The 15,310-nt window shown below is 70.6% G+C and carries 16 protein-coding genes; 7 read left to right on the top strand and 9 right to left on the bottom strand.

Annotation, left to right across the window (positions count from 1 at the left end; translation table 11 throughout):
- The 5 genes from ABTV10_RS18515 to ABTV10_RS18495 are packed head-to-tail and all read right to left on the bottom strand — an operon-like array spanning position 1 to position 3,437.
- Positions 1-1,251, bottom strand: coding sequence for a SatS C-terminal domain-containing protein (locus ABTV10_RS18515; RefSeq protein WP_499029214.1), 1,251 nt, complete (start codon positions 1,249-1,251; stop codon positions 1-3).
- A gap of 48 nt (positions 1,252-1,299) precedes the next feature.
- On the bottom strand, positions 1,300-1,605 hold the full coding sequence (locus ABTV10_RS18510) for a YbaB/EbfC family nucleoid-associated protein (protein ID WP_499029212.1): 306 nt from the start codon (positions 1,603-1,605) through the stop codon (positions 1,300-1,302).
- On the bottom strand, positions 1,602-1,946 hold the full coding sequence (locus tag ABTV10_RS18505; RefSeq protein ID WP_499029210.1) for a hypothetical protein: 345 nt from the start codon (positions 1,944-1,946) through the stop codon (positions 1,602-1,604). The genes ABTV10_RS18510 and ABTV10_RS18505 overlap by 4 nt, the downstream gene beginning before the upstream one ends.
- A gap of 10 nt (positions 1,947-1,956) precedes the next feature.
- Entirely contained in the window at positions 1,957-3,123 is a 1,167-nt protein-coding gene (locus tag ABTV10_RS18500; RefSeq protein ID WP_499029208.1) for a bifunctional WXG100 family type VII secretion target/C40 family peptidase, read from the bottom strand.
- A complete protein-coding gene (locus tag ABTV10_RS18495; RefSeq protein ID WP_433606300.1) occupies positions 3,120-3,437 on the bottom strand; it encodes a type VII secretion target in 318 nt (105 codons plus the stop codon). The genes ABTV10_RS18500 and ABTV10_RS18495 overlap by 4 nt, the downstream gene beginning before the upstream one ends.
- Positions 3,438-3,552: 115 nt before the next feature.
- On the opposite strand from ABTV10_RS18495, the gene upp reads away from it, so the two are divergent.
- Positions 3,553-4,176, top strand: coding sequence for a uracil phosphoribosyltransferase (gene upp / locus ABTV10_RS18490; protein ID WP_499029206.1), 624 nt, complete (start codon positions 3,553-3,555; stop codon positions 4,174-4,176).
- On the opposite strand, the gene ABTV10_RS18485 is transcribed toward upp, so the two are convergent.
- Together ABTV10_RS18485 and ABTV10_RS18480 are read right to left on the bottom strand one after the other, a co-directional pair.
- Positions 4,173-5,651 (bottom strand): phospho-sugar mutase, encoded by a 1,479-nt coding sequence (locus ABTV10_RS18485; RefSeq protein ID WP_499029204.1) that lies wholly within the window; start codon positions 5,649-5,651, stop codon positions 4,173-4,175. The genes upp and ABTV10_RS18485 overlap by 4 nt on opposite strands.
- On the bottom strand, positions 5,648-6,433 hold the full coding sequence (locus ABTV10_RS18480) for a purine-nucleoside phosphorylase (RefSeq protein WP_499029202.1): 786 nt from the start codon (positions 6,431-6,433) through the stop codon (positions 5,648-5,650). Before ABTV10_RS18480 ends, ABTV10_RS18485 begins: the two co-directional genes overlap by 4 nt.
- Before the next feature lie 54 nt (positions 6,434-6,487).
- On the opposite strand from ABTV10_RS18480, the gene ABTV10_RS18475 reads away from it, so the two are divergent.
- From ABTV10_RS18475 to ABTV10_RS18465, 3 genes are all read left to right on the top strand, one after another.
- Entirely contained in the window at positions 6,488-7,186 is a 699-nt protein-coding gene (locus tag ABTV10_RS18475) for an enoyl-CoA hydratase-related protein (RefSeq protein ID WP_499029200.1), read from the top strand.
- Positions 7,187-7,274: 88 nt separating this feature from the next.
- The gene (locus ABTV10_RS18470; RefSeq protein WP_499029198.1) at positions 7,275-8,411 is read left to right on the top strand and encodes a M20 family metallopeptidase; all 1,137 of its coding nucleotides are present in this window, start codon (positions 7,275-7,277) and stop codon (positions 8,409-8,411) included.
- Positions 8,408-9,559 carry a M20 family metallopeptidase gene (locus ABTV10_RS18465; protein WP_499029196.1) on the top strand — a complete coding sequence of 384 codons (1,152 nt, stop codon included), beginning with the start codon at positions 8,408-8,410 and terminating at the stop codon, positions 9,557-9,559. Before ABTV10_RS18470 ends, ABTV10_RS18465 begins: the two co-directional genes overlap by 4 nt.
- Positions 9,560-9,584: 25 nt before the next feature.
- On the opposite strand, the gene ABTV10_RS18460 is transcribed toward ABTV10_RS18465, so the two are convergent.
- Complete coding sequence (locus tag ABTV10_RS18460; RefSeq protein WP_433606288.1) at positions 9,585-10,055, bottom strand: gamma-glutamylcyclotransferase; 471 nt, start codon at positions 10,053-10,055, stop codon at positions 9,585-9,587.
- Positions 10,056-10,242: 187 nt separating this feature from the next.
- Between ABTV10_RS18460 and ABTV10_RS18455 the strand changes: the two genes are divergently transcribed.
- The 3 genes from ABTV10_RS18455 (at position 10,243) to ABTV10_RS18445 (ending at position 13,770) form a co-directional block, all read left to right on the top strand.
- Entirely contained in the window at positions 10,243-11,649 is a 1,407-nt protein-coding gene (locus ABTV10_RS18455; RefSeq protein WP_499029194.1) for an NAD(P)H-quinone dehydrogenase, read from the top strand.
- 187 nt (positions 11,650-11,836) lie between these two features.
- Positions 11,837-13,063, top strand: coding sequence for an aminotransferase-like domain-containing protein (locus ABTV10_RS18450; protein WP_499029192.1), 1,227 nt, complete (start codon positions 11,837-11,839; stop codon positions 13,061-13,063).
- Between the two features lie 116 nt (positions 13,064-13,179).
- Entirely contained in the window at positions 13,180-13,770 is a 591-nt protein-coding gene (locus ABTV10_RS18445) for a type II toxin-antitoxin system Phd/YefM family antitoxin (RefSeq protein WP_433606282.1), read from the top strand.
- Here the strand turns inward: ABTV10_RS18445 and glpK are convergent.
- Entirely contained in the window at positions 13,734-15,242 is a 1,509-nt protein-coding gene (glpK, locus tag ABTV10_RS18440; RefSeq protein ID WP_499029190.1) for a glycerol kinase GlpK, read from the bottom strand. The two genes, ABTV10_RS18445 and glpK, sit on opposite strands and share 37 nt — an antisense overlap.
- Positions 15,243-15,310: the final 68 nt, after the last annotated feature.

The raw sequence follows: 15,310 nt of genomic DNA, 5'->3' as shown, positions 1-15,310 counted from the left end.
CTACTCCGGTCGCAACCGGGCCTCGAACTCGGCCTCGATCGCCCGCCACGCCTCGGCCTCGGCCTGGAAGGGCGGGTTCGGCGTCATCCGGCCGGGGGTGGGCTCGAGAATGTAGGAGACGTACCAGCCCAGGGGGGTCGACGACGCCAGCGCGGCGTCGGTGGAGTCGTCCTTTGCGAAGTCCGCTGCATCGGTGAACAATTCGACGGCCAGCTCCAACTGGTCGGCGTCGACGGAGTCGGGTCCCTCGGCGAGATCGTCGGCCAGGCCGGGCAGGACGTAGACGTTCTCGTCGGTGACCTCGATATCGAGCGAGCCATCCACGGCCGCGTTCTGCACGCGCTCGTATGTGCTGACTCGGGCCAGGTCGTGGTCGTGGTTGTCGGCGAGGTAGCGCGCGAGTGCGCGTTCGGAGCCGAAAACCGAGATCCTTCCGCCGCGTCCGAGGAACACCGCGTGCTCGTCGAGGTAGCAGCGCAGTGAGTAGTACGTGGCCCCCGCCGTGATGATCTTGATGGGGTCGATCCCGACGCTGGTCCAGAAGGTCTCCTCCTGGTCCTCGTCGCCCTCCGCTGCCCGGGTCTCGCCGGTGTCGTACTCCTCGTAGTCCTCGTCGGCCTCGGCGTCGTCGTCGGCGTCGACGACGTTCTCCTCGGCCGCGAGGATCTCGGCTTCGGCGACGGAGAGCGCGTCCGCGTCGACGTCGGGCGTCGCGACGATCGAGTCGACGGCGTCGATGACGGCGTCCCAGTCTTCGGCGATGGCGGTGCCGATGCGGTCCCACAGCGCCTCGCCGTCGCGGCCGACGAACTGGTCCACACCGCCACGCAGGTAGGCGATTTCGGGGTGGTTCTCGAAGAACTTCACCACCGGTTCGAGGTCGCAGACCTCCCCGATGTTGCGGACCATGTCGAGGGTGCTCTCGAGCTCCGCGAGGACGAGCGCCTCCGGGTCGCCGGCCGCGAGTTCGGGGACACCGATCAGGTCGAAGGTGAAGTTCTCCTCCGGCTCGAGTTCCGGTGCGGCGAGCTTGGAGATGACGGGCCAGGCCGGGTGCTCGACGAGGTCGTTGTCGTCGTCGGTGCGGATGAACGCGGCGAGCGCAGCGACCGAGGTGAACCCGTAGAGGTCCTCCTCGTGGCCGAGGAACGCCTCCCACTCGTCGTCGCCTTCGCGCCACCGCGGCGCCCACAGCGTGACGAGGTCGCCTCGGGTCAGACCGAGTTCGATCGGGACGATGTCTCCAGCCATGGCCGGAAGCCTAGCCAGGTCGGGGCCGAAGTTGTAGCCGGACACCGATCAGCCCGCGCCGTATGTGTCGAACAACGCGCTCGTGATCCGGTTCCGTTCCACGGCGGCGGCCGCCGCCGCCCGGTGCGCGGTGTCGGTGATCGTGCCCGCCAGCGCTCGGGCGTCGAGATCGTGGAGCGAATCGCTGAGCCACAGTCCGATCGGGCTGCCGTTGCCGTCGACTTCCACGCGCACGCGCCCGTCCTCGCTCACGGCCTCGGCCCGGATCGCGTGCAGCGACCCCAGCGCGTCGTCGAGCAGGTCCAGTTGTGCCGTTGCGCGCTGGACGAGCGCGTCCATCTCGTTCGCGCTCATACGCCACGCATCCAGCTCAGCGGTGTGTCGAGGTTCTCGTCCTCGGCCTGCTCCGCGGCCGCGACGTCGTCGCGGGTCGGCAGCCCGAGCCGGTCGAGCACGTCGCGGGGCATGCCCTCGCGGGCGAGCTCGTCGCGACGGCGGGCGCCGGCTTCGCGGCCCGCCTCCCGGCACAGCCGCAGGATCTCCCGGGCGAGGTGTTCGCCGCCGTAGCGCAGCTCGCTGCGGTCGATGCGGATGTCGACCGGCAGCCCGGCCTCGGTGGCGCGGACCGCGACGGTGCGGGCCCGGTTGATCGCCGACGCCACGGTGGCGGGCGGCGGGGACGGTTCGATCGTCATGATTCTCCGATCACTCGGTGGGGCGGTAGAAGCCGTAGAAGCCCATGCCGCTGTTGGTGGTTCGAATGCCGCTGACGCTCACCGGATCCCCGGCCTCGACCATCTGGCCGTTGCCGATCACCATCGCGACGTGGCCGTCCCACACTGCGAGGTCGCCCGGCATGAGGTTCTCCTGGTCGACGGGCGTGCCGATGTTCTGTTCCTGCGCGAGGCGTGGCAGTTCCACTCCGGCTTCGCCGTACGCCCACTGTGTCAACCCGCTGCAGTCCAGGCCCTGGCCCGGGGTGGTGCCGCCCCACTGGTACGGCACACCCTGCTGGGTGAGTGCGTTGCGAACGGCGTCGGCGGCCTCCTTGTTGGGTGCGACGGCGGTACTGCCGTCGGGCAGCAGGATCTCGACACCGCTGCCGCCGAAACGGGGGTCGTACGAGCTCGAGCCGCCGGCGCTACCGGTCTCGACCGAGGCGCGGCTCGAACCGGTGTCGTACGACGCCGTGCGGGCGGAGGATGCACCGTCGAACGACGACATGGACGACCCGCCGGAGGAACCCGCGAACGCCGACACGAAACGGCTCGCGGCGTCGGCCTGCGGCGTGACCGCGCCCGGCACGGCGGCGGCCGCGCTGGTGGGCGCGGGCGCGCTCGCCGACGCGGCGACGGTGCGGGCGTCGGTAGGGACGGGATCCGGCGCGGTGAGTTCGACCATCTTCGCGGTGTGGACGGCGAGTTCGCCGCGCACCCTCTCGACGACGGTGAGGGCCCGGCCGAGGTGCTCGACCGCCGCGCCGATCAGCATCGTCAGACCCGCCGGGGTCGCCAACAAGGGCAGCGCCGACGATGCGATCGACAGGAAGGAATCGAGGATCGCCTGTAGTTCGGTTGTCCCCGCCCGCACGGTCTCCGACGCCGCCTCGACGACGACCGCGATCTCCCGACCGCGGTCGGACAGCTGCACCGACGCGGACTGGGTGGCCTCGGCCTTGTCGAGCGCGGCGTCGGCGGCGACACCGGTCCACACCCCGCCCAGGTCGGCGATCCCGACCCGGCCCAGCGCGTGCACGGCGTCGATCGCGTCGGACGCCGCGCGCATGGCGTCCGCGGGTGATCCGCCGGGCAGGGTGCCCGTGCCGAAGGCCCCGAGCAGGTCGACGACGGGGCGGGCGAGTGCGTCGATCACAGCGCCACCCCCGTCGCGCCCAGCGCGGCGCCGGTGCCGGCGTCGGTTGTGTCGTACGCCGCCGCGGTGGTGAGCGCGGCGTCACCCATCGACGCCCACGCGGACGCGAGCCGGCCGAGTTGCGCCGCGTGCGCCGTCTGCGCGCCGGTGAACGCCGCGACGAAGTCGCCGCCGATCAGGCCGAACACCGGACCGAGCAGCGCCGGTCCGGCGGCCGCAGCCCCCACCCCGGCCGCCTCGGCCTGTGTGGCCAGCGTGGCCGCGGTGGCGCCGAACGCGGCAATTCCCGCCGTGGTCGCTGAGAATTCAGTCATCGCATCCCCCATCGAAACTGTTCGTCGCAGTGTTCGACGCAGCGCGCGGCGATTCGGTTCCATCCGGTTCGGGCCGTTTCCGGGGACGGGCGCGGTCCAACTATCGTGTGCAGTCATGGATACGCAGGTGGTCGACCATCCTCTGGCAGCAGCACTCCTGACGAGGATGCGGGACGAGCGCAGCGACAACGCCACGTTCCGGTCCGCGCTCCGCCAGCTGACCCAGATGCTGATCTACGAGGCCATACGCGATGCGCCGACCGCACAGTTCGAGGTCAAGACGCCGGTTGCGGTCACGACGGGCGTTCGACTGGCGCAGCCGCCGCTGCTGGTCCCGGTCCTGCGGGCGGGGCTCGGCATGATCGAGCAGGCCAGCTCGCTGATCCCGCAGTCGCAGGTCGGCTTCGTCGGCATGGCCCGTGACGAGGAGACCCACCAGCCGGTGCCGTACCTCGAGTCGCTGCCGGCGGACCTGTCCGGCATCCCGGTGTACGTGCTCGACCCGATGCTCGCGACCGGCGGCTCGATGGTCCACACGATCGACCTGCTCGTCGCCCGGGGCGCCACCGACATCACCGCCGTGTGCGTCGTCGCCGCCCCGCAGGGCGTCGAGGCGCTCGCGAACTCCGGCCACCCGGTGCGCCTGATCACCGCGACGGTCGACGAGGGTCTCGACGAGAACGCCTTCATCGTGCCGGGTCTCGGCGACGCCGGCGACCGTCAGTTCGGCCCCCGTTAGAGGTTCTGCGCGAACCTCCGCACGGCGTCCAGGCGCGCCCCCGCCGCGGCCCGCGCCGCCGGCAGGGTCGCGCGTCCGGACACGGGTTCGACCACCTCGAAGTAGCACTTGAGCTTCGGTTCGGTGCCCGACGGCCGGACCGTCACGCGCAGTCCCCGTCCGGCGAACACGAGGGCGTCGGTGCGCAGCGGGCCGCGGACCGCGGCGAGGTCGGTTGCCTCGATATCGATTCCGGCGATCACGGTCGGTGGGTGGGCGCGCAGTCGGTCCATCGTGCGAGCGATCTCGTCCAGGTCGACGAAGCGGCGCGACACCTGGGCCGTCGCGTGGAGCCCGAATTCGACGGCGAGGTCGTCCAGCGCGTCGAGCAGCGTCCGCCCCTCGCCCGCGAGATCGGCCACGAGGTCGGCCACCAGCACGGCGGCCGAGATGCCGTCCTTGTCGCGCACGACATCCGGGTCGACGCAGTGCCCGACGGCCTCCTCGTACGCGTACACGAGATCGGCGCCGGCGCGCACCAGCCATTTGAATCCGGTGAGGGTGCGGGCCGACCGGTGACCGCGGGCGTCGGCGATCCGCCCCAGCAGCGTCGACGACACGATCGTGGTCGCGACCAGGGCCTCGGTGGGTGCGTGCGCGAGTATCCGGTTGCCGAGCAGCGCGCCGGTCTCGTCGCCGGTGAGCATCCGCCAGCCCGCGGGGCCGGGAACGCCGACGGCGCAGCGGTCCGCGTCCGGGTCGAGCGCGATCGCGACGTCGGCGCCGACGGATTCGGCGAGGGCCAGCACCCGGTCCGTCGCCCCGGGCTCCTCGGGATTCGGGAACGCGACCGTCGGGAAGTTCGGGTCGGGTTCGAATTGTGCTGCGACGGTGTGGATGTCGGTGAATCCGGCGGCGCGCAGCGCGGCGGTCGCGACGGCGCCGCCGACGCCGTGCAGGGGAGTGAGAGCGATGCGGATGTCGCGGCGGGCGCCGAACGGCAGCGTCGCCACCCGGTCGAGGTACGCCGTGACCAGCGCGTCGTCGACCGGGGTGACGGGGCTGCGCCGGATCTGCCCGACGCGGGCGATCGCGTCCTCGATCTCGCGGTCGGCCGGCGCCGCGAGCGGTGCGCCGCCGTGCACGTACACCTTGTAGCCGTTGTCGGCCGGCGGGTTGTGCGACGCCGTGATCTGGACCCCGGCAACCGCGCCGAGTCGGCGCACCGCGAACGGGACGAGGGGAGTGGGCAGCGGTCGCGGCAGCAGCACGACGTCGAAGCCGTCCGCGGCCAGCACCTCGGCGGCGGCGCGGGCGAACTCCTCGGACCCGTGCCGGGCGTCGCGCCCCACGACCACGGCACCGCCGCCGGGGCACGTGTCGCGCAGCCACGCCGCGAGCCCCGCGGTGGTGCGTTCGACGACGCCGACGTTCATGCAGTCGGGCCCGTCGCCGACCGGTCCGCGCAGGCCGGCGGTGCCGAATCGGAGGGTCACAACCGGGCCAGCAGGTCGCGCAGCAACTCGCCCATGCGGGCGGCGGAGGCCTGCCCGGCGGCGAGGACCTCGGCGTGGTCGAGGTGTTCGCCGGTGATGCCGGCCGCGAGGTTCGTCACGAGGGACACGCCGAGGACCTCGGCGCCGAGCGCCCGGGCCGCGATGGTCTCGTGCACCGTCGACATCCCGACCAGATCGGCGCCGAGGGTGCGCAGCATGCGGATCTCGGCGGGCGTCTCGTAGTGCGGGCCGGGCAGTCCCGCGTACACCCCCTCGGTGAGCGACGGGTCGATCGCCCGGGCCAGCTCGCGCAGGCGCGGGCTGTAGGCGTCGACCAGGTCGACGAACTGCGCGCCGACGAGCGGGGAACGCGCGGTGAGGTTGAGGTGGTCGCTGATGAGGACGGGTTGGCCGACGCTCAGGCCCTCCCGGATGCCGCCTGCCGCGTTGGTGAGGATCACGGTTCGTGCGCCGGCCGCGATCGCGGTTCGGACCGGGTGCACCACGCGTGACAGGTCGTGACCCTCGTACGCGTGCGCCCGCCCCAGCAGCACCAGCACTGGGGTGTCGCCCACCCGCACCGATCGCACCGTCCCGGCGTGGCCGACCGCGGACGGGGTCGCGAAGCCGGGTAGTTCGGCCATCGGCACGACCGTGGCCGGCTCGCCGAGCGCGTCGGCGGCGGCCTGCCAGCCCGACCCGAGGACCACGACCGCGGAGTGCTTCGGGATTCCGGTGCGGTCCGCGAGGACGTCGGCGGCCTGGTGCTCGAGTGTGCCCATGAACGGACACAGTAGTGCCGCCACGCGATGTTACCGACGGGTAGTATCACGGCCATGCCATACCTGAATCGTCAAGGCGACGTCTTCGTCCTGTACCTCGGCAACGAGGGCGAGACGGACAACGAGAATCGGTTCCACCCTGACTGGATCGACGCGACACACGCACTGCTCGACGAGGTCGAGGCGCACGAGGGGCCCGCGGCGCTGGTCACGACTGCGACCGGGAAGTTCTACACCAACGGCCTCGACACCGACTGGATCTTCGGCAACCTCGACAAGCTCACCGGCTATCTGGACCGGGTCCACACGATCTACACGCGCCTCCTGACGTTCCCGATGGCGACGATCGCGGCCGTGCAGGGGCACGCTTTCGGCGCCGGTGCGATGCTGGCGAGCGCCCACGACTTCCGTGTGATGCGCAGCGACCGCGGCTACTACTGCCTGCCCGAGGTCAACCTGAACATGCCGTTCACGCTGGGCATGTCCGCGCTGCTCACGTCCCGGCTGGCGCGCCAGACGGCGGTCGAGGCGATGACGACCGGTCGTCGTTACGGCGGCGGCGACGCGCTCGCCGCCGGGATCGTCGATGACGTTGTCGACGGCGATCTGGTGCTCGATGCCGCGGTTGCGCGGGCGTCGGCGCTGGTCTCGACCCGCGGCGCGAACCTGTCGGGTATCAAGCGGAGCATCCACCGCGACACGCTCGAGGCGCTGGACACCAAGACCGACGAGAGCAACTTCAAGTTCGGATAGCACGGACCGGGCCCGCCGGAGTGAGAGACTGGGGACTGTGAGGTCAGGATCTCCGGCGGCGTCTCCGTCGGCTTCTGTGTCGGATGTCGTGTCGGCGGCGCGATCCGACCTGATCGCGCTGTCGCACTCCGTCCACGCCCACGCGGAACTAGCGTTCGACGAGCATCGCAGCGCCGCCGAGTTGGTCGAGTTCCTGCGCGGACGCGGCTTCGAGGTGCGCGCTGGTATCGCGGATCTGCCCACGGCGTTCGACGCCCGCTTCGGTAGCGGCGAACTCGTCGTCGGCATTCTCGCCGAGTACGACGCACTGCCCGAGATCGGGCATGCGTGCGGGCACAACATCATTGCCGCGTCCGCGGTCGGTGCGGGCCTCGCGCTCGCTCCCCTCGCGGACGCGCTGGGGATCACCGTCCGCGTCATCGGCACCCCCGCGGAGGAGACCGGTGGTGGCAAGGTCCTGATGCTCGAGCGCGGCGTCTTCGACGACGTGGCGGCGGCGTTGATGGTGCATCCGGGGCCGTTCGACATCGTGGGGGCGACGTCGCTCGCGCTCGCGGACATCGCGGTCACGTTCACCGGCCGGGAGGCGCACGCCTCGGCCGCACCGGAGTTCGGACGCAACGCCGCCGACGCGGTCACCGTCGCGCAGGTGGGGCTGGCCCTGCTGCGTCAGCATCTCGCACCCGGACAACAGTTACACGGCATCGTCAGTGACGGCGGGACGGCGCCGAACATCATCCCGGCCCGCGCCGAGATGCTGTACTACCTGCGCGCCCAGACCGCGGCGTCGCTCGACGAACTGGCCGCCCGCGCCGAGGCGTGCTTCGCGGCGGGTGCGCTGGCGACCGGGTGCACGCACGACGTGCGAACGGTGTCGCCCACCTACACCGAACTGCGGCCGGATCCATGGCTCGTCGACGTGTTCCGGGAGGAGATCGTCGACCTGGGCCGCACGCCGCTGCCGGTGGAACTGGAATCGTCTCGCCCGCTGGGCAGTACGGACATGGGCAATGTGACGCACGTCGTCCCCGGCATCCACCCGGTGGTCGGCCTCGACTCCGGCGGTGCGGTCACCCATCAGCCGGAGTTCGCCGCGGCGGCGGTCACGGAATCGGCGGACCAGGCCGTGATCGACGGTGCGATGGCCTTGGCACGCACCGCGATTCGCGCCGCGGTCGACCCGGACCAGAGGGCGCGGTTGCTCGAGGGGGTGGAGCGTCGGTGAACGAGGACGTCGAGAAGTGGCTCGCCGAGCACGCGATGGAACTGTCGCGGTGGCGTCGGCACATCCACGCGAACCCGGAACTGGCCCGACACGAGTTCTCGACCACCGCGTTCGTCGCCAGCCACCTGTCGGCGGCCGGCATGTCGCCGCTGCTCCTGCCGGGCGGTACGGGTGTCGTCTGCGACATCGGTCCCGGCGGGATGCGGATCGGTCTGCGCGGCGACATGGACGCGCTGCCGTTACAGGAGGCGACCGGCGCGCCCTACGCGTCGACGGTGCCCGGTGTCGCACACGCGTGCGGGCACGACGCGCACACCGCGATCCTGCTCGGCACCGCTCTCGCGTTGAACTCGCTGCCGCAGTTGCCGATCGGTGTGCGGCTCATCTTCCAGCCCGCCGAGGAGGTGATGCCCGGCGGCGCGATCGACGTCGTCTCCGCCGGCGGGATGCAGGGAGTGTCGCGGATCTTCGCGCTGCACTGCGACCCGCGCCTGGAGGCGGGACGGGTCGGCGTCCGGGTGGGGGCGATCACGTCGGCCGCGGACACCGTCGAGCTGGTGCTCGACTCGCCGGGCGGGCACACCTCCCGGCCGCACCTGACCACCGATCTGGTGTACGCGATCGGAACCGTCATCACCGGGCTACCCGGGATGCTCAGTCGACGCATCGACCCGCGCAGCGGCACGGTGATGGTGTGGGGCGCGGTGAGCGCGGGGCAGGCTCCCAACGCCATCCCGCGCAGCGGCATCCTCACCGGTACCGTCCGCACCGGCGACCACGACACGTGGGCGTTGCTCGAGCCGACCGTCCGCGAGATCGTGCACGGACTGCTGGCGCCGACGGGGGTGCGCTACGAGCTCAACTACCGCCGCGGCGTGCCGCCGGTCGTCAACGACGAGGTGTCGGCGCGGATGCTCGAGGACGCGGTGCGGGCGATCGGCCCCGACGCGCTCGCGGACACCCCGCAGTCCGGCGGGGGCGAGGACTTCTCGTGGTACCTGGAGGAGGCGCCGGGCGCGATGGCGCGGCTGGGCGTCTGGTCCGGGCACGGCCCGCAACTGGACATCCACCAGCCGACGTTCGACATCGACGAGCGCGCCCTCGCGACGGGCGTGCGGGTGCTGACCAACCTGGTGTTGCAGTCCTGAACCGCCTGAACCGGCGGCGGGGCGGTTACGGCGTGCCCGGCCCCACGTTGCGGCTGTTGCGGGTGCGTAGGTTGCGGACGTAGTCGGCCGGTGCGCCCGCGATCTCCGCGGCCTCGGCGATCACCCCGAGATACCGAGCGGACGGCAGTCCGCCCTCGTACGCGTCGAGCACGTACAGCCACGCCAGGACCGGGCCGTCGGCGGTGTCGACACGGAGCCGGATCTTGCGGTGCAGGCCCAGCTCGGAGCCCTCCCAGCGGTCCAGGCGCTCCTCGTCCTCGGGCGGGACGTCGTAGAGCACGACGAAGACCTTGGCGTCCGGATCGTCCGGATCCTCGACGACGGTGGCCAGCGCGCCCTCCCAGCCGATGTCGTCGCCGCTGAACGTCAGTCGCCAGCCGGGGAGCCAGCCGGTGCCCGCCATGGGCGAATGCGGGCAGCGTTCGAGCATCTGTTCCGGGTGCATGTTGGACCCGTACGCGGCGTAGATCGGCACGCGAAAAGCCTAATCGGTGTGGCGCGCACTCGGGTAACGACCGGACCGTCCGGCGCAGCGACATGCGCGTTCGGCGCGTCGGGGTCCGACGGCAGGGGTCACTGCCAGCGTGTTCCCGGTCACTGGAATAGCGTTGTACCCGGGCCTGCCGGAGATCCCGGTCGGGCGCGGCGAGCTTGGAGGACGCATGACCCGGATCGTGATCATCGGTGGTGGACCCGCCGGATACGAAGCAGCCCTGGTGGCTGCCCAGCACGGGGCGTCGGTGTCACTGGTCGACTCGGATGGCGTCGGTGGTGCGTGCGTGCTGTTCGACTGCGTCCCGTCGAAGACCTTCATCGCGTCCACCGGCATCCGCACGGACATGCGCCGGGCCACCGATCTGGGCATCTCGCTCGACCCGTCGAGCGCCACCATCTCGCTGCCGCAGATCAACTCGCGCGTCAAGAATCTCGCGCAGGTCCAGTCCTCCGACATCCGCGCTCGCCTCCAGAGCGTCGGCGTCCAGCTGCTGTCCGGCAAGGCCGAGCTGATCGACCCGCAGATCGGCATGGCGTCCCACCAGGTCCGCGCCACTCTGACCACGGGCGAGGAGAAGACGCTCGAGGCCGACGTCGTCCTCATCGCCACCGGTGCCAGCCCGCGCGTGCTGCCGGGTGCCCAGCCGGACGGCGACCGCATCCTCACGTGGCGTGAGCTGTACGACCTCGAGGAACTGCCCACGCACCTCGTGGTGGTCGGATCGGGCGTCACCGGCGCCGAGTTCGTCTCCGCGTACACCGAGATGGGCGTCAAGGTGACGCTCGTATCCAGCCGTGACCGGGTGATGCCGCACGAGGATGCCGACGCGGCCCTCGTCCTCGAGGACGTGCTCGCCGAACGCGGCGTGACGCTGGTCAAGCACGCGCGCGCCGACGCCGTCGAGCGCACGGAGGACGGCGGCGTCGTCGTGAAGCTCTCGGACGGCCGCACCGTGTACGGCAGCCACGCGCTCATGGCGGTCGGCTCCACGCCCAACACCGAGGGCCTCGGCCTCGAGAAGGTCGGCATCGACCTCGACAAGGGCGGCTACCTGCGCGTCGACCGGGTGTCGCGGACGTCGGTGTCGGGCATCTACGCCGCCGGAGACTGCACCGGCCTGCTGCCGCTGGCCTCGGTCGCCGCGATGCAGGGCCGGATCGCGATGTACCACGCGCTCGGCGAGGGCGTCAGCCCGATCAAGCTCAAGACGGTCGCGTCGGCGGTGTTCACGCGCCCGGAGATCGCGAACGTCGGCGTCAGCCAGGCCGCGATCGACAACGGTGAGGTGCCGGCGCGCACGGTCATGCTGCCGCTCAACACCAACCCGCGTGCCAAGATGTCCGGTCTGCGCCGCGGTTTCGTGAAGATCTTCTGCCGCCCTGCGACCGGTGTGGTCATCGGCGGTGTGGTGGTCGCGGCGACGGCGTCGGAGCTGATCCTGCCGATCGCGATCGCGGTGCAGAACAACCTCACCGTGAACGATCTGGCGCAGACCTTCTCGGTGTACCCGTCGCTGTCGGGGTCGATCACCGAGGCGTCGCGTCAGCTGATGCGGCACGACGACCTCGACTGATCCCGAGATGTGAGAAAGTGATTTCACATCGTGGTGCCGGGTGTGGAATGATGCGATAGGTCGGCCGAGAACCATCGGCCCACCAACTTCGCTCTCCGCCCCGTGGATCCGGGACGACCTGGGTGTTTCTGCCTTCGTCCTTCGCCGTCGTGCGCGACGGCAGTACCTCCGCCACGGGAGTCGCCTCATGTCACTCGATTCGTCGTCGCTCGATTCGTCCCTCCGGCTGTCGTCGCGGATGGCCGGCCTGCGTAGTTCGGCCATCCGCGATCTGCTCACCCTCACCGCCCGGCCCGACGTCATCAGCCTGGCGGGTGGACTGCCGGCCACGGAACTCGTTCCGCGCGAACGCATCGCGCAGGCGGCGGAGCGGGCGCTCACCGATCCGCGGTCGGTGCAGTACGGCGAAACATCCGGGTGGGCGCCGTTGCGGGAGACCGTTGCCGCCCGCGAGAGTGAGAAGGTGGGCCGACGGATCGACCCGGCCGAGGTCGTCGTCACCCACGGCTCGCAGCAGGCGCTGAGTCTCCTCGCGCAGGTCCTGCTCGACCCCGGCGACACCGTCGTCGTCGAGGAGCCCGGCTACACCGGTGCGCTGCAGGTCTTCCGGACTGCGCAGGCCGCGCTGGTGCCCGTCGCCCTCGACGCCGACGGCATGGACACCGACACTCTCGAACGCTCGCTGCGAGACGGTCTGCGCCCCAAGGTCGTCCACACGGTCAGCAACTTTCACAACCCCCGCGGCGTCGTGCTGTCCGCGTCGCGGCGGGCGCACCTCGCGGCGCTCGCGGACCGGTACGGATTCTGGGTCATCGAGGACGATCCGTACGGGGAACTGTGGTTCGACGCGCCGGCCCCCGCGCCCGTCGCGGCGCACTCGGATCGCGTGCTGCGACTGTCGAGCGGATCCAAGACGCTCGCGCCCGCGCTGCGCATCGGCTGGTTGCACGGCGACCGCCGGGTGTGCGAGGCGGTCGAACTTCTCAAGCAGGGCGCCGACCTGTGCGGGTCCTCGCTCACGCAGCAGATCGCGACCGAACTGCTGGGCGACCACGCGTGGCTGGATGCCCACCTGACCACCGTCCGCGGTGCATACGCGGCGCGGGCGGGAGCGCTGGTCGACGCGCTGGACAGCTCTTTCGGGGACCGCATCTCGCACGCCGCGGTGCACGGCGGCATGTTCTGCTGGATCGAATTCACCGGCGGCGTCGACACGACCGCGATGCTCCAGACCGCCGTCGAACACGACGTCGCATACGTGCCGGGCGGCGCCTTCGGCGTCGCGAGCGCCCACCCGCACGCGGCGCGCCTGTGCTTCGCGACGTACGACGGCGCGGTGCTGGCCGAGGGCGTCGACCGACTCCGCGAGGCGTTCGAGGACCACTCCGGTCCGGAGGCCGTGGACCGTCGCTGAGCGAAAATGTACAGATTCCGTTGATCTGTACATTTCGAGTTCGCCGAGGCGTGTGTTTCGGCCGCTCGCGGTCGACAGCGGGGTTGCTTGTCGGTCCCTCCTCCTAGGCTCCGGGCATGCGTACGACAAGGGTTCCGTTCGGTGAGGCGCGAGCTCAACTGCGTGAGATGGTGTGCCGCGCCGCATACGCGGGAGAGCGGATCACGATCACCCGCAACGGGTCTCCGGCGGCCGCACTGGTCTCACTCGAAGACCTGCAGTTACTGGAGTCCCTTGCTGAATCGCACACCGATTCGGAGGAACGAGATCGGCGGCGGGTCGTCGACGAGGAAACGGTGATCGGCGGGTCGCTCCCAGCCGTATGGGGAGCGTTTGCCCACTACCGATTCCGAACCGCCTGGTGGTCGGACCTGATGGTCGACGCCTGGGTCGGGGGCGAGGTGATCGTCTCTTGGGACGAGGGGATCGGCCGGGTCGTGGATTGCGCCGAGGGTGAGACGATCACGATGGCGTGGGGCGGGAATCGGAAGTCGTCCGGACCGACGGTCGAGGTGCGGGTCGACTTCGTGATCGGCGCCGACCCGGACAGCGGCGTCGTGGTGCGAATTCGGCAGGACGGTCCGGGGCCGAGTGCGGACTACTGGCGCAACCGACTCGGCGCGTGGAAGGGCTACGTCGAAGCGCCGTCCTCGTCGATCCAGCCGTAGGTCCGCTCGACCGCGCGGTTCCACCCGGCGTAGAGGCGCTCGCGCTCGGACTCGTCCATCTTGGGCTCCCAGGTCTTGTCCTCGGCCCAGTTGTCACGGATGTCGTTCTCGCTCTTCCAGAATCCGACGGCCAGGCCCGCCGCGTAGGCGGCGCCGAGGGCGGTGGTCTCGTTCACGACCGGGCGGGTGACGGGGACGTCGAGGATGTCGGACTGGAATTGCATGAGCGTCTCGTTGACGACCATGCCGCCGTCCACCTTGAGAGAGCTCAGCTCGACGCCGGAATCGGCGCGCATCGCCTCGATGACCTCGCGGGTCTGGTATGCGGTGGCCTCGAGGGCGGCCCGGGCGAGATGGCCCTTGTTCACGAACCGCGTCAGGCCGGCGATCACGCCGCGCGCGTCGGGCCGCCACCGCGGCGCGAACAGCCCCGAGAACGCGGGCACGAAGTACGCGCCGCCGTTGTCGTCGACGGTCTTCGCGAGGGGCTCGATGTCCTTGGCCGACTGAATGATTCCGAGGTTGTCGCGCAGCCACTGCACGAGGGATCCGGTGACCGCGACCGAGCCCTCCAGGGCGTACACGGCGGGCTGGTCACCGAGCTTGTAACAGACGGTGGTGAGCAGTCCGTGTTCGCTGTGGACCGGTGTCGTTCCGGTGTTGAGCAGCAGAAAGTTCCCGGTGCCGTAGGTGTTTTTGGCCTCGCCCTCCGACAGGCACGCCTGCCCGAACGTCGCGGCCTGCTGGTCGCCGAGAATCCCGGCGACGGGAATCCCGGCGGAGATCCCGGGCAGGGCGAGGTCGCCGTAGACCTCGGAGGAGCTGCGGATCTGCGGCAGCATCGACACCGGGACGCCGATCGCCTCACAGATGTCGTGATCCCAGTCGAGGGTCTCGAGATTCATCAGCAGCGTGCGGGACGCGTTGGTGACATCGGTGATGTGCAGGCCTCCCGTGAGGTTCCAGATGATCCACGAGTCGATGGTCCCGAAACAAAGCTCCCCGGCTTCCGCCCGCTCGCGGGCGCCGTCGACGTTGTCGAGGATCCACCGGACCTTGGGGCCCGAGAAGTACGTCGACAGCGGCAGACCGGTGGTGGCGCGGAACCGCTCGGGTCCCTCGGCGCCGCCGATCTCGGTGCACAGACGGTCGGTGCGGGTGTCCTGCCACACGATCGCGTTGTAGACGGGCTTGCCGGTCTCGCGGTCCCACACGACCGTGGTCTCGCGTTGGTTCGTGATACCGATCGCGGCGATGTCCTGCGCCGTGAGATCCGTCTTGGCGAGCACGCTGCCGACCATCTCCCGGGTGTTGTTCCACAACTGTTCGGGATCGTGCTCCACCCAGCCCGGTTTCGGGAAGATCTGGTCGTGCTCCTTCTGTGCAACGCCGACGACCCGACCGCCGTGGTCGAAGATCATGCATCGGCTCGAGGTGGTTCCCTGGTCGATGGCGGCGATGTACTTGGTCACGGTCGTCCTCGTCTCTCGGGCAGTCTGCGCACGAAGCTACTAGCCTGAGAGCAGATTCGCCGACAACC

It is taken from the genome of Paraburkholderia sp. RHO2, assembly GCF_050955445.1.
Lineage (GTDB): Bacteria > Actinomycetota > Actinomycetes > Mycobacteriales > Mycobacteriaceae > Prescottella > Prescottella agglutinans_A.
The sequence above is the reverse complement of the archived record's forward strand: the minus strand, read 5'-3'. Positions and strand labels throughout refer to the sequence as shown.

What these genes read in the sequence shown, in the direction of transcription:
- ABTV10_RS18515 (WP_499029214.1), bottom strand. Translation starts at nt 1,251, where the DNA reads ATGGCTGGAGACATCGTCCCGATCGAACTCGGTCTGACCCGAGGCGAC.
- ABTV10_RS18505 (WP_499029210.1), bottom strand. Translation starts at nt 1,946, where the DNA reads ATGACGATCGAACCGTCCCCGCCGCCCGCCACCGTGGCGTCGGCGATC.
- ABTV10_RS18510 (WP_499029212.1), bottom strand. Translation starts at nt 1,605, where the DNA reads ATGAGCGCGAACGAGATGGACGCGCTCGTCCAGCGCGCAACGGCACAA.
- ABTV10_RS18450 (WP_499029192.1), top strand. Translation starts at nt 11,837, where the DNA reads ATGTCACTCGATTCGTCGTCGCTCGATTCGTCCCTCCGGCTGTCGTCG.
- ABTV10_RS18455 (WP_499029194.1), top strand. Translation starts at nt 10,243, where the DNA reads ATGACCCGGATCGTGATCATCGGTGGTGGACCCGCCGGATACGAAGCA.
- ABTV10_RS18445 (WP_433606282.1), top strand. Translation starts at nt 13,180, where the DNA reads ATGCGTACGACAAGGGTTCCGTTCGGTGAGGCGCGAGCTCAACTGCGT.
- ABTV10_RS18475 (WP_499029200.1), top strand. Translation starts at nt 6,488, where the DNA reads ATGCCATACCTGAATCGTCAAGGCGACGTCTTCGTCCTGTACCTCGGC.
- ABTV10_RS18480 (WP_499029202.1), bottom strand. Translation starts at nt 6,433, where the DNA reads ATGGGCACACTCGAGCACCAGGCCGCCGACGTCCTCGCGGACCGCACC.
- ABTV10_RS18495 (WP_433606300.1), bottom strand. Translation starts at nt 3,437, where the DNA reads ATGACTGAATTCTCAGCGACCACGGCGGGAATTGCCGCGTTCGGCGCC.
- upp (WP_499029206.1), top strand. Translation starts at nt 3,553, where the DNA reads ATGGATACGCAGGTGGTCGACCATCCTCTGGCAGCAGCACTCCTGACG.